Source organism: Azospirillum brasilense (genome assembly GCF_007827815.1).
Lineage (GTDB): Bacteria > Pseudomonadota > Alphaproteobacteria > Azospirillales > Azospirillaceae > Azospirillum > Azospirillum brasilense_C.
This window is the reverse complement of the sequence record NZ_VITH01000015.1, coordinates 14,661-28,179: the sequence shown is the minus strand read 5'-3', so window position 1 is coordinate 28,179 and position 13,519 is coordinate 14,661. Positions and strand designations below refer to the sequence as shown.

Below are 13,519 nucleotides of genomic sequence, written 5' to 3'. Positions count from 1 at the left end.
CGGAGGCTTCCATGTGTCGGCCTTCGAGGGGCCGGCGTCCAGCGTGTCCGGGGACGTCCGGCGCCGGCTCGTGGCCCACGCCCGCACCGTTGATCGGCCGCCGGTGAACCCCCGGCCGCCGATCTCGCGCCATAGCGCGGTGGCGTTTCGCTGACCTTCGGCCTAGCGGTGCTCCAAGTGCTCGAGGTACGGCGCGAGGACCTCCCCGCCGCCTGACGGGCGAGCCCAGGTGCCGGGGCCGCTGTCGCGCAGGCAATTGGGTGGACGACAAGGTGATGGTGCCGTTGTCTTCCACCCTCCAAAACTATCGCTATGCACCGCCCCGGAACATGGGAGCGCGCTTTTCCAGGAAGGCGCTGACACCTTCACGGGCATCGGCTTCCGTCTCCAGCCGGCGGGCGACCGTCGCTTCATAGATGGCCGCGGCCTCGACCCCCTCGAGTTCGCCCAGGATCACGCCGGCCTTGATCGCGGCGACCACGGACGGGGAATTCCTGGCGATGTCGCCCGCCAGAGCGAGCGCTTCGCTCAATGCCTCGCCCTTTTCGGCCAGCCGGTTGATGAAGCCGGTCCGGTAAGCCTCGTCGGCCGACAGCGGGTTCGCCGTCAACATCAGCTCCAGCGCGCGGGCCGACGTCATCAGACGCGGCAGACGGCCGATCTGGCCGCCCTCGGGCAGCATGCCGAGACGCGCCCCCGGCGAACCGAAGGTCGCGTTTCTGCTGGCCACCCGCAGGTCGCAGTTCACTGCGAAGATGAGGGCCGCGGCATAGCAATGGCCGTTGATTGCAGCGATCACTGGCTTGCGCATGCTGCGCGGGCGCAGGAAGGGTTCTTCCCCCAGGTTGCTTTCGGCGTGCACGCCGGACGCGATCTCGTTCAGGTCATGGCCGCTGGAGAAGGCGATGTCCCCGGCTCCGGTGACCACGATCACGCGCACCGCGTCATTGCTTTCCGCTTCGTTCAGGAGACGGAGAAAGTCCGCCGCCATCGATCCTTCGAACGCATTCCGCTTGCGTTCGTTGGAGATGGTCAGGATGCGGATCGCGCCCTCCGTCCGCGTGGAAATTTCGGGCATGGCAATAGTCCTCATTCAAGGCCGGCTGGCCTATTCGGATTGGGTCGATGGGGATGGGATGGGGTTGGCGTCAGCGCCAGATTTTGTCCTGCCGGTCATAGGCGCCGACCCGCAGGTCGGGCTTCTCGGCGATCAGGTGCTTCTTCTGGACCCGCTGGGAGTCGGTCAGCGGGAAGCTGTCGCGGTACTCGTAGTAGCGGGGGACCTTGAACCCGGCGAGATGGCGGGAGCAGTGATCGGCGATGAAGTCCGGCGTGCAGGAGTCCGGGGACACACCGGGGGCCAGCAGGATGTAGGCCTTGATCTCCTCGCCGCGGTAATCGTCGGGCACCGGCACGATGGCGGCGTCCTGGATCTGGTCGAGCGCGCGCAGCACCACTTCAACCTCGCGCGAGGCGATGTTCTCGCCCATGCGGCGGACCATGTCCTTGGTGCGGCCAAGGATGTAGTGATAGCCCTCGGAATCCACGCGGCAAAGGTCGCCGGTTCGGAACCATCCGTCGGTGAAGGCGTCCGCCGTCGCTTCCTCATTGCCGAAATAGCCCTTGAGGATGCCACGGCCGCGAACCCACAGCTCGCCCGTCTCGCCGGTGGGAACCGGCTTTCCGTCCTCGCCCGCAATCATCAGCTCGCGGAAGGGAGCGGCCACGCCGCAGCTTCCCGATCCGGTCATCTCCGGCAGGCGATGGGCGGGGACATAGCTGCCGCCGCCGATTTCAGTCATGCCGTAGAATTCCTGGCCATACACGTCGAAGCGGCGCTGGAAGTCGACATGGCTCTCGGGGCCGAAGGCGAAGATCGTGGCGATCTTCAGCTTGTTGTCCGCGTCGCCCGGGCGCGGCGGCTGCTTGTAGACCATCTCGAACAGGGCGCAGTAATCGCATTCCAGCGCCGACACGTCGGGCATGAAGCGCTTGGCGCCCGGTTTGCGCGGGAAGAAGGCGCAGCCTCCGCTGACCATGGCATTCAGCAGGATGCGCTGCCCCACCATGTAGAAGAAGCTGGAGCCGACATAGAAGCGGCGCAGGTCGGTGGCGAAGAACTCGGTCGAACTGATGCCGAGGCACAGCCAATACTCGTTGCTGAGCATGCAGGCCTTGGAGAAGCCCGTCGTGCCAGAGGTGTATTGGAGGTTCAGCGTGGCGTCCATCGAACGGGGGATCGCCGGGGCCTGACGGCCACGGGCCTCGTCCATCAGGATCCGCCAGTTGCGGTGACGGTCCGACACGGCATCGCCGATCACGACGATGCGGGAGGGATCGAGCGTCACCGTTTCCAGCCTGTCCAGATGCGGCAGGAACTCCGCCTCCAGCACCATGTAGGTGGCGAGCGAGGTCTTCAGGACATACTCGACCTCACGCGCGGTGTAGGTCGCGTTGACCGGTACCATCACCGCCTGGAGACGCGACAGCGCCAGCCAAGTGATCGGGAATTCCTCGCGGTTCCACGCCATAACCGCGACATGGACCCCCGGGCCGATGCCGATGGCGGACAGGGCGGCGGCGGCGGTATCGACCCTGGCAAGGACCTCGCCCCAGTTCCGCTCCACCCTATCGTCGAGAAAGCGCCAAGCGGGCGCCGTCGGGACACGGGTGGCGGTAGTCAGCAGCAGGTCATACACCGAATCTGGAAGCGTCATCGCCTCCAGGCGGTGGGCAAGAGCATCGGGTTCTTCCCTGCGGAAATCTGAGAACATCACACTTTCCTTGGGTGATGGGACCGTCGGGTGTGGTGGCCCATTTGAGGTGCGGCGCAGGCGCGCGGTGCCGGGCGACCCGTCACCCCGCGCGCCGTTGGGCGCGGCGTTGGATCAGATCGCTCATGAAGACAGCGACGAAGGTGACGACAATCAGCAGCGTGGCGACGGCGGCCACGACCGGCGTCAGGTCGTGACGCATGTCCGCCCAGATGCGCATGGGCAGGGTTTCGTTCTGCCCCATGACGAACAGGGCGATGACCAGCTCGTCGAAGGAGATGAAGAAGGCGAACACGGCGGCCGAGATCACCGCCGGACGGATCGTCGGCAAGGTGACGTGCCAGAAGGCCTCATGCGGCTTCGCCCCCAGCACGCGGGCCGCGCGGGCCAGCGTATCGCCGGTCTGACGCAGCGCCCCGGACACCGTGGTGGTGACGAAGGGCAGAGCCAGAACGGCATGGACCAGAACCACCCCCCACAGCGAGCCGTAAAGGCCGAAGCGGCTGAAGACCAGCAGGGTGCCCAGCGCCAGGATGATGACCGGCACCACCTGCGGACCCAGGAAGACCGGTCCAGCCACCCGCGCGGCCTTGCTGCCCTCCCGGCTCAGCACCAGGGCGGCGGTGGTGCCGATGGCGGTGGCCAGCACGGCGCTCGCCGCGGCGATCAGCAGGCTGCGCAGGGTGGCGTCGATCCAGCCGGCGGACGCGAAGAACTCCTGATACCATCGGAACGTGAAGCCTTGCGGCGGGAATTTCAGATAGCGCGTTTCGCTGATCGACATCGGGATGACCAGCAGCAACGGCAGCAACAGGTAAAGCAGGACGCCGACGAAATAGACCGGAAGCAGGTAGCACCCGGACTTTTCCCAAAGTGATCGTTTCATCGCGAGCCTCCATGGCCGCTCAGCCCCGTCACACGCCGGAAGAGCAGAGCGATGGCGCCCACCACGGCAAAGCCCGCGATCAGCAACACCACGCCCAGCGCCGAACCCAGGCCCCAATCGAGGGTCAGCGTGATCTGCGTCGCGATCAGGTTCGCGATCATCGTCTCCTTCGGACCGCCGACCAGCGCCGGGGTGATGAAGAAGCCGAGAGCCAGCACGAAGGTGAGCATCCAGGCGTTGACCGCTCCCCCCGCGCTCAGCGGAAGGAAGATGTGGACGAAGCCGCGCCACGGCGATGCACCCAAAATCCGGGACGCCATCAACAGAGAGCGGTTGATGGTGGTCATGGTCGAGAACATGACCAGAATGGCGACCGGCAGCAGGACCTGAACCATCGCGATGTAGACGGCTCCGCGCGTGTACAGCATCTGGAGCGGCCCGTCGACGGCGCCAATCCCGATCAGCATGGAGTTCACCAGCCCTTCCCGGCCGAGAACGACGATCCAGCCGAAGGTGCGCACCAGCACGCTGACCCACAGCGGGGTCAGGATGAGCAGGAGCAGCAGGGTCCGGTTGCGCGGCGGACGGGATGCGAGGAAATAGGCGGCCGGATAACCGACCAGGATGCAGGCGCAGGCCACGCCGAAGGAAAGCTGCAAGGTTCCGAACAGGATCGTCCGGTATGGGCCCGCGCCGAGTGCCGCCTCGTAATTCTCCGCCGACAGCCCGGCTTCACCCTGCACGCTCCACAACGCGACCTCGCCCACCGGGAGGATGAACACGAAGAGGAACAGCACGGCCGCCGGGGCAAGCAGCCACAGGGAGGAGAGAGGCGCGCGCCTGCCGCGCGCCGCCCCTTTCCCATCGTGCGGCATGGCAACGCCGTCGCTCATTGCAGGCGCCAAGCTTCCCACCGCTTCTGGATGCGCGGGAGGTTTTCAGCCCAATATTCGGAATCCAGCGCGAACTGAACGTCGAGGTTCGCCGGGCTGGTCGGAAGTTCCTTGGCCTCGTCGGCCGAGAGGATCTTGTAGATGTCAGGGTTGAAGGAGGAGTAGGGCATGGCGCGGGCGATCTCGGCCAAGCGCGTCGGTGTGTTCCAGCAGTAGTTCATGAATTTCTGGGCATCGGCCACGTTGCGGGCGCCCTTCACGATGGAATAGTAGCTGACGTCCAGCGATCCGCCGTTCCAGATGATCCTGACCGGCAGCTTGTCCTTTTGAAGCTGCTGGATGCGGCCGTTGAAGGCTGTCGCGTAGAAGACCTCGCCGCTGGCGAGCAACTGGACCGGCTGCTGGCCGCTGGTCCACCATACGGTGATCGCCGGCTTGATCTCGTCCAGTTTCCTGAACGCGCGGTCGACGCCTTCCGGTGACCGCAGCACGTTGTAGACTTCGGACGGCTTTACGCCGTCGGCGATCAGGGCGAATTCGAGATTTTCCGCCGGGGAGTTGCGCAGCGTGCGCGGGCCGGGGAAGGTCTTGACGTCCCAGAAGTCCTTCCAGCCGCCGAAGCTCTTGCCTTCCGGCAGCTTATCGGTGCGCACGCCGATTGTGGTGGAATAGGCGATTGCGCCGATGGCGTACTGTTTGCGGGCAACCGGCGGGAGCTTGTTTTCCGGGTCGACCACCGACCAGTCGATCGGCTCCAGCCAGCCATTCTTGGACGAGACCGGCAAGCCCGAACGTTCGGTGGGCGCAATGTCCCACAGGATGTTCTTGGTGGTCTGCTGGACGCGGATCTGGGCAAGGGAGTCTTCGGTCGCCGCCTGGGTGACGGTGATGCCGGTCTCCTTGGTGAACGGCTCGATGCAGATGCGGTTCAGGGTTTCCGCCCACGCACCGCCGTAATTGGCGATCGTGATCGACTTGTTGCCGGACTGGGCCAGGGCGGCGTCGCCGGCACCGCCGACAATCGCCGCTCCAACGGAGAGGCTCCACAGCAGCTTCTTCATAACGGCACTCCCAATCAGTTCTTTAGCGACCGGTCTTGGCGAGATCCGGAACGAGGACGACGTCAGAGGGTCGCAGGACGAGACTGATCGTCTCGCCGCGTTCCGGGATCCGATCCCTGTCGCGTCTCTGTTCCCGGAAGTGGATGAGCGCACCATGGGCGGTGCGGGCGCTGTACTCGATCACGTCGCCGAGGAATACCGCTTCTTGAACGGTCACGCCCACGGCAATGTCCGCCCCTTCGGCCGGGCGGCGCTGAAGCTTTTCGGGACGAACGCTGGCGTACCAGGCCCCCTGGCGGGCTTGGGAGTCCGCATCCCGGTAAACGGCGCCCAGTTCGGAAATGGACACCGATCCGGCCGTCGACAGATCGGCGGCCAGCAGGTTGGTCTGGCCGATGAAATCGGCGACGAAGCGGCTTTTCGGCGCGTCGTACATTTCCGACGGGGTGCCGACCTGCTCGATCCGGCCGTCGCGCAGCACGACGATGCGCGACGACATGGCGAGCGCCTCGCGCTGATCGTGAGTTACATAGACCACGGTGCAGCCGAGCTGATGCTGGATTTCCTTGATCTCGAACTGCAGCGCTTCGCGCAGCTTGAGATCGAGCGCGCCGAGCGGCTCGTCCATCAACAGGACGGGCGGCTCGAACACGATGGCGCGGGCGAAAGCCACTCGCTGCTGCTGTCCACCGGAGAGATCGCGGGGCATCCGCTTGGCGAGCGCGCCGAGCCGGACGATCTCCAGGACCCGCTCCACCCGTTCGTTGATCTCACTACGCGGGGCGCGGCGCATCCGCAGCGGGAAGGCGATGTTGTCGAACACCGTCATGTGCGGGAACAGGGAATAGTTCTGGAACACCATCCCCAGATTCCGGCGCTCCGGCGGCTCGTCGATCACCGACTTGCCGTCGATGAGGATGTCGCCCGAGTCCGCCCCGGAGAAACCCGCAAGTGCATTCAGAGCCGTCGTTTTCCCCGATCCGCTCGACCCGAGGATCGTCAGGAACTCGCCGGGATGAATGGTCAGAGAAAAATCGTGCAGTGCTGTTATCGATCCATAGGCCTTGCGGACGGATTGGAACTCGATCGTCGCACCGGTCGCCTTCGCTTTCGAAAAAGCTTCCCTGTTCAAGGTGCCGCTGGAGGGTTTATTGACATCCACCATCGTAGGTATCATCGGCCTGTCCAGTGATGACGCATTGTCTAAATATGACGCTATGTGTAAAAATGGCCTTCGTCAAGCTGTGAACGTCAGTTCGCAGAACATTTTTGTCGGGGCCATGGTGGTTGGGGAGCGAGGGCATAAAAATGCAGCAGGATGAGAAAATTCAGGGCAGCGGGCCTGAGCGGGATGAAACCGTTCCCCCTCTCTTCTTTGAAGAGGTGCTGGCGATCAAGAGCCGGGAGCGGACGCGCCCAAAGCGGGAGCGGACGCGCTACATGCTGCTCTCCCTGGTCGCCCGCCACCTGCGCACCACACGGGGAAAGCTGATGACGGTGGAGGCCCTGCTGGACGAAGCTGGGCTGTCACGCGGAACCTTCTACAATCATTTCAAAGACATGGACGAATGCGCCGTCGTCCTCGTCAACCTGTTCTTCGAATATGTCACCCACCGCCGCACCGTATCGAAGGGGCCACGAAGCAGCTACGAGGCGATCTTGACCGCCAACACCGACTATTGCCGCGCCTATGAGGCGAACGCAGGCTTCTACAGCCTGTTCTCGGAACTGGCCACGCGGAATCCCGAGGTGTTGCGCATGCGCGAGCGGATGAATTCCGAATGGGTCGACCGCATCATCGTCGCTGTCGCCCGCCGTCGCGGACAGCCCTTCGGCGTGGAGGAACGCGGCAGGTTCGAGGGCGTCCTGCGCCTGCTGATCGCGATGACGATCGAAAGCTTGCGCGAACGGTTCGTCCATGGCGACGCGTTGCTGTGCCGGTCCTTCCCCACCGCCGACAGCCTCGCAAAAGCGCTGTCCGATCAATGGTATCTTGCGATGGTGCAGTTCGAAGGCCCAATCCAGCCGGCTGTAAGCGCTAACCGCCACGCCGCATCAGGGTGACAAGGTTCGGACAGATTCACCCTGGCTCGGCGGACACCTCAGCTAAGCTCCGAGTGGAACGGGAAGGTGTCTGATGACGAAGACGAGGCGATTGAACCACGCACACGCTGCTCTGTTCCGACGAGACGTCGATTCCGGCACAGTGATCCATGGCTGTCCGTCTTGATGCTTGGAGCCGATCCGCTCGGCCCTGGTTTCCACACCATCACTGTGGGGATAGCCGCCCGCCCAAGCCAGAGCTTGGTGCAAGGCCCATTGCGGCATATAAGTGCGGCACCATGAACAGGTGAAAATGCCGCGGCGGGACAATTGTACACGGGTCCATTCTCCTGAGGACGGGCATTAACCTACGCATCCGGCTTGGCGGTCAGCAGATACCCAAGCCCATGGACCGTGACGATCTCCACCTCGCTTCCGGCAAGTCGACGGCGAAGGCGTGATACCAACACGTCGGCGGTGCGGTCTCCATACACCCACTCCCGCCCGCAAATCGCTTTGCTGATCTCCAGCCGATCCGACGGCCGGTCGAGCGTGTGGATCAGATGGACGAGCAGCCGGCTTTCGGCCGGGGACAGGACTTCGGTCCGCCCGCCGACCGACAGCCGGCGGGTCTGGGTGTTGAGTTGAACGGCCTTGCCGACGGTCACGACCCTGTCCTCATGCGCTTCGCGCGGCGCGTCGATGTGCTTGGCGATGCGCGCCCGGAGCAAGGCCGGCTCGACCGGCTTGCAGATGTAGTCGAGGGCGCCCAGCCCCAGGCCGAGCAACTGGTCGTGCGAGGCCGACAGGCTGGACAGCACGATGAAGGGCGCCCTGGCTTCGGCCTGGATGGTCTGGGCGAGCAGCAGGCCGTCGGTGTCCGGCAGCCGGCGGTCCAGGATCACCAGATCGAAGCGCTGCCGTTTCAGCGCGGCCCGCGCCTGCTCGCCGTCGGCGGCGCAATGGAAGCGATGCCCCATCTGCGTGACCACATCCTCGACCATCAGTTGGATCAGGACGTCGTCGTCGACGAGAAGAATGTCGGCGGTCTCGGTCACGCTGAGAAGTCCTCTGCGAAGCGGTTCCGCCAATCCGGTGGCAGAGAACATGCGAGCAGGGAACCATGCTCTTTGGCCCGCGTCGCCGCGCCGACGGTGCCATCCTCATGCGCCGCTTCGATCCGGCGCAGCCGGTCGGCGATTTCGTCCAGACCGAAGGTCGCGGCTCCGCTCGCCAGCTTGTGGGCGAGAGCGGCAAGGGCGGCATCCCGCTCCGCCGGGTCGGCGACCTCCAGCATCGTACGGAACTCAGTCCAGCCACGGGTGAACGCTTCCGCCATCCGCCGCCGGGCGGTCGGCGACAGGCCGTCGAGCAGTCCGCCCGCCCCCACCGCCGGTCGCGCCGCCTTGCCGCGGATGGCCTTGCCCAGCGCGGTCGCGTCCAGCGGCTTCTCCAGGATGGCCTGGAACAGTCCGGCGTCGGCGGGCGAGGCGCGAACCCAATCGGCGTTGGCGCTCAACAGGATGATCGAGGCATCCGCCGAAGCCGGATTGCGACGGATCTCACGGGCGAAGTCCGGTCCGGTGCCGTCCGGCAACCGGTAATCGAGGAGGAAGACGCCATAGGCGTCCGGGGCCGCAAGCAACAGGGCGTGCGCCTGCTCCAGGGTCTGGGCGTGGTCCACCGACAGACCCATGCGATCCAGCATGGCGGCGGTGACCTGGGCATTGATCGGGTCGTCGTCGACCATGAGGCAGTTCTGGTGGAGACGGTCGTCCGGCATGCTCTGCCGGGCCGGCGGTTCTGCCGGGGAAGCCACGACCAGTGGCAGGCGCACCTCGACAACGGCCCCTTCCCGAGGATCGAGAACGGCGATGCCGCCTCCCAGCGCCAGCGTCATGCGCTGTGCGATGGCCAGGCCGAGGCCGGACCCGTTGCGCCCCGTCGTCCGGGGCCGCAGCCCGACGGGGGCTTGCGCCAGCATGTCGCGGATCTCCTCGGGCATGCCCGGCCCATGGTCGGCGACCCGAAAGACCAGCATGCCGTCTTCCACCCGCAGGCCGACCAGCACCCCACGGCCGTCGTCGTGGCGCAGGGCGTTCTGGATCAGGTTGCCCAGAATCTGCTGGATCATCGACCAATCCAGCCGGACATGCTCCGGCAGGCCCGGCGCCATCTCCAGGCGCAGGGGCACGCCCAGCTGACGGGCGGGAATGTCCTTGATCCGCACCAGATCGCTCAAAGCCTCGCGCAGGCACACCGCAACCGGACGCGGCTGCGGCGCCTGATGCTCGAAGCGCGAGAAGCTGAGCACATTCTCCAGGGTCGTGTTCAGCGACCGGGCCGCGATGTCCAGAAGCTCGACCAGTTCCTCCTGCTTTTCCGGGCTGGCCCCCTTCATCAGGCTTGCGGCCCCCAGGACGCTGTGGAGCGGCGCGCGGATTTCATGGGACATCGCCGCCAGGAACAGCGACATGGTGCGTTCCGCCTCGCGCGCCCTGCGGATCGCCTGATGATGCTCGGTCACGTCGTGCAGCAGCATGATCTGCCAGGGCCGCAGCTTGTGGACCGTATCCTCGACCGACCGCAGGCGGATGTCGAAACAGCGGCTGCCCTGGCGGGTCTGCATCCAGATCGAATTCCACTCCGTGCCCGGCGTGGCGACGATCTGGTCCACCACCGCCTGGAGTTCGCTGCGGTGCGGTTGCAGGGCCAGACGGTAGGTCAACGCACCAGCTTCCGACATGTCGAGGAAGAATTGCAGGGCCGCCCGGTTGGCGGTCAGCAGCCGGCCGTCCTCGTCCAGGATGAACACCGGATTGCGCAGGCTTTCCAGCGCCGCGAAATACTGGTCGCGCTCGCGCGTCAGCCGCCGCAGGCTGTCGCTCAAGGCCTCCTCCTGCGGCGCGGCCACCGCCCAGGGAACCAGCATCGCCAGCTCGACCTCGTCGAAGAAATCGTCGAGCCTCGCCCGGAAGGCGTCGCCGCTGCCGAACTCCCGCGCACCGTCCGGCAGGTCGCCCAGCCGGTTGCGATAGGCGCGCCGGTACAGCTTGAGCAAGCCGTTGTTCAGCTCCAGCGGGATTCCCGCGTCGTGGTGCGTCTGCGCGATGTGGCGGAGCCTGTCGAAACGCGGGTCGGTGCGATAATTGTTGTGGCCGCTGTGCCCATCCCGGCGCAGCGGGTCGGACAGATAGGCGGCAAGACCCTCGTTGAGCGCCACGGTGGCTTCGGTCCAGGCCGCCCGCATGGAACTGGTCTGGTCGGCATAGCCCTTCTGCTTGGCCAGCCGGATGCCCTCGTCGACCAGCGCCCCGCATTCGGCCCGAAGGGCGTCGGTCAACCATTCGGCCCGCCGCTTCATCCGCACCCATCCTCCAGCCATTGCCCCGTCGAGGTTCCGGCCCCCGGCCCCCGGCCCCCGGACTCCAGACGGCCAGCTTACGGCCGGTGCGGCCGGTGTAAAGGGCGTCGTCGTTTACATCGCGTCTACATCTTGCTCACAGGCGTGACGCCTATGGCGCCGCCACCGTCGCTACGCTGCTTCCATCGGTCGGTACCATTCGAAGGAAGCACACGACATGGCACTTCATCGCAGGACCCTTTACCGTCTCACCGGGGGCGCGGCGCTGCTGGGCGTGCTGGGCTTCGTGGTGCTGACCTCGCCCTGGACATGGTCCGCCACCCATCCCGGCCGGACCCTGCCGGACGCCGAGGGCGCCGACCTCGCCAACGGGCGCAAGGTCTTCGTCGCCTCCGACTGCGCGACCTGCCACAAGACCCCCGGCCAGGAGGACGACACCGTCCTGGGCGGCGGCTGGGCGCTCGACACGCAGTTCGGCGTGTTCCACATGCCCAACATCTCGCCCGATCCGCAGACCGGCATCGGCGGCTGGACGCTGGCCCAGTTCGACCGCGCGCTGCGGGAAGGCGTCGGGCCGGGCGGAGCCTGGCCGGACGGCCGGAACCTCTATCCGGCCTTCCCCTACACCTCCTACCAGCGGCTGAGCGGCACCGACGTCCGCGACCTCTACGCCTACCTGCTCAGCCTGAAGCCGGTCGGCAACAAGGTACCGGACCACGACCTGAAGTTCCCCTATGCCATGCGGCGCGGCGTCGGCGTCTGGAGGCTGGCCTTCCTCGACGGCAAGCGCGGCGAGGAAAGCCCGGTTCCGGCCGGTATCGACGCGGCCCAGTACCGGCGCGGCGAATATCTGGTGGAGGGGCCGGGCCATTGCGCCGAATGCCATTCGTCGCGCGGCCTGATGGGGAACGTCATCGCAAGCCAGCGCTACGGCGGCGGCAAGTCCCCCGACGGCGTCGATTACTTCCCCAACATCTCCCCCGACGAGACCGGGATCGGCTTCTGGTCGGTCAACGCGATCGCCAACTACCTGCACACCGGCGTCAGCCCCATCGGCCGCACGGCGGCGGGCGACATGGCGGAGGTCGTCAAGAACACCGCGCAGCTTCCGCGCGAGGACCTGCTGGCGATGGCCGTCTACCTGAAGCATCTTCCCGCCGTCCACAAGCCCGCGCCCGGCATGCCGGAACCCAACCGGACCGACACGTTGGTGATGCTCCGCAACGCCGTCGCCGCCGCGCCGACGCTGCCGACCACGCCGGAGCAGGCCATCGCCCAGGGCGGAGACGTCTGGGTGGTGGCGACCAAGCCGGTGTGGCTTGAACAGGCGGGCGTCGGCGGATCGGTCCCGGAGCAGGGCAAGCTGCTGGGCGGTGCCCCGGTGCATGTCGCAGCCCGCAACGCCGACACGCTGGAGCTGGTGCTGAAGGGCTGGCAGATGGCGGAGGCGCCGTCGGTCGTCTATCAGTCGAAGGGGCATCGCGTGATGCTCGCCGTGCTCGACCAAGCGGCGGCGGCGGCCGTGAAGCGCGGCAAGCCGGAAACCGACGCCGACACCGGCCAGTCCTGGGTCCCGGTCGAGGTCACCCTGTGGTCCGACGCCGCCAACCTGAACGCGGACCGCAAAGCGCTGTGGGATTACAGCCAGGCGACCTACCAGAAGGCGTGCTCCGCCTGCCATGTGCTGCCGGACAAGCAGCATTTCACCGCCAACCAGTGGGTCGGAACGCTGAAGGCGATGAAGCGCTTCACCTCCTTCAACGACGACCAGTACCGGCTGATCCTCACCTACCTGCAGAACCACTCGAAGGATCTGCGCCCGAACGGCAAGGAGGCGGCGAAATGAGTGGAGCCATGACGCACGCCTTTTCCGGGGAGACGGACCTCGTTGCGGTCACCGACTGGCTGGCGCGGCAGTTCCTGTCGCCCCCCACCATCGAACAGGTCGAGGCGGCGCGCACGATGCCGGGGCAGATCGCCCTGCGCCGGTTCGGCGAGGCGCTCGGCCAGCCCGCCGCGGCGGACGCCCTCTGCCAGCTGCTTGCCGCCGGTTCGGTGGCGGACGTGACCCTGGCGGTGCAGCGGCGGCACACCGCCCTGTTCGAAGGCATCTTCCGCCAGCGGTCCGTTCCGCCCTACGCCAGCCTGTGGGACGGCACCGGGCGGCTCTGCGGCCCGGCCGTCGACCGCATGCGGGCGGTGCTGCGCGATCTCGACATGCGGGTCGGGGCGGACTGCGCCGAACCGCCCGACCATGTGGCGATCCAACTGGCGGCGCTGGCGGAGGCGATGCGGCAGCGGCGGACCGCGACGGTCGCCGACCTGCTGGACCAGATGCGGGTCTGGACCGGCCGCTTCGCCGGGGCGCTCATCAGGGCCGACGGCGTCGGCTATTACGGCAATCTCGCGCGCTTCCTGCTCTCGCTGCTCGACCGGATCGCGGATGGTTCCGCGACGGTGGACGGTGGCCGCGCAGCCGCAGCGATCTGAAAGGTCTG

General features: G+C 66.4%; 11 protein-coding genes. 3 read left to right on the top strand and 8 right to left on the bottom strand.

The window, feature by feature from the left end; translation table 11 throughout:
• Positions 1-310 precede the first annotated feature (310 nt).
• The 6 genes from FBZ83_RS25145 to FBZ83_RS25120 form a co-directional block, all read right to left on the bottom strand.
• Entirely contained in the window at positions 311-1,078 is a 768-nt protein-coding gene (locus tag FBZ83_RS25145) for an enoyl-CoA hydratase/isomerase family protein (protein WP_145689435.1), read from the bottom strand.
• 70 nt (positions 1,079-1,148) lie between these two features.
• Entirely contained in the window at positions 1,149-2,717 is a 1,569-nt protein-coding gene (locus tag FBZ83_RS25140) for a class I adenylate-forming enzyme family protein (RefSeq protein ID WP_247888463.1), read from the bottom strand.
• A 139-nt stretch (positions 2,718-2,856) separates the two neighbouring features.
• On the bottom strand, positions 2,857-3,660 hold the full coding sequence (locus FBZ83_RS25135; RefSeq protein ID WP_145689433.1) for an ABC transporter permease: 804 nt from the start codon (positions 3,658-3,660) through the stop codon (positions 2,857-2,859).
• Positions 3,657-4,553 (bottom strand): ABC transporter permease, encoded by an 897-nt coding sequence (locus FBZ83_RS25130; RefSeq protein WP_145689432.1) that lies wholly within the window; start codon positions 4,551-4,553, stop codon positions 3,657-3,659. The genes FBZ83_RS25135 and FBZ83_RS25130 overlap by 4 nt, the downstream gene beginning before the upstream one ends.
• Positions 4,550-5,614, bottom strand: coding sequence for an ABC transporter substrate-binding protein (locus FBZ83_RS25125; protein ID WP_145689431.1), 1,065 nt, complete (start codon positions 5,612-5,614; stop codon positions 4,550-4,552). The genes FBZ83_RS25130 and FBZ83_RS25125 overlap by 4 nt, the downstream gene beginning before the upstream one ends.
• Positions 5,615-5,636: 22 nt before the next feature.
• Positions 5,637-6,779, bottom strand: coding sequence for an ABC transporter ATP-binding protein (locus FBZ83_RS25120; RefSeq protein ID WP_237906974.1), 1,143 nt, complete (start codon positions 6,777-6,779; stop codon positions 5,637-5,639).
• A gap of 143 nt (positions 6,780-6,922) precedes the next feature.
• On the opposite strand from FBZ83_RS25120, the gene FBZ83_RS25115 reads away from it, so the two are divergent.
• Positions 6,923-7,678 (top strand): TetR/AcrR family transcriptional regulator, encoded by a 756-nt coding sequence (locus FBZ83_RS25115; protein ID WP_145689429.1) that lies wholly within the window; start codon positions 6,923-6,925, stop codon positions 7,676-7,678.
• 347 nt (positions 7,679-8,025) lie between these two features.
• Here the strand turns inward: FBZ83_RS25115 and FBZ83_RS25110 are convergent, their stop codons facing one another.
• Positions 8,026-8,715 carry a response regulator transcription factor gene (locus tag FBZ83_RS25110; RefSeq protein WP_186466184.1) on the bottom strand — a complete coding sequence of 230 codons (690 nt, stop codon included), beginning with the start codon at positions 8,713-8,715 and terminating at the stop codon, positions 8,026-8,028.
• Complete coding sequence (locus FBZ83_RS25105) at positions 8,712-11,021, bottom strand: hybrid sensor histidine kinase/response regulator (protein ID WP_200476522.1); 2,310 nt, start codon at positions 11,019-11,021, stop codon at positions 8,712-8,714. Before FBZ83_RS25105 ends, FBZ83_RS25110 begins: the two co-directional genes overlap by 4 nt.
• Positions 11,022-11,238: 217 nt before the next feature.
• On the opposite strand from FBZ83_RS25105, the gene FBZ83_RS25100 reads away from it, so the two are divergent.
• Complete coding sequence (locus tag FBZ83_RS25100) at positions 11,239-12,867, top strand: c-type cytochrome (RefSeq protein WP_145689427.1); 1,629 nt, start codon at positions 11,239-11,241, stop codon at positions 12,865-12,867.
• On the top strand, positions 12,864-13,511 hold the full coding sequence (locus FBZ83_RS25095; protein WP_145689426.1) for a TorD/DmsD family molecular chaperone: 648 nt from the start codon (positions 12,864-12,866) through the stop codon (positions 13,509-13,511). The genes FBZ83_RS25100 and FBZ83_RS25095 overlap by 4 nt, the downstream gene beginning before the upstream one ends.
• Positions 13,512-13,519 lie beyond the last annotated feature (8 nt).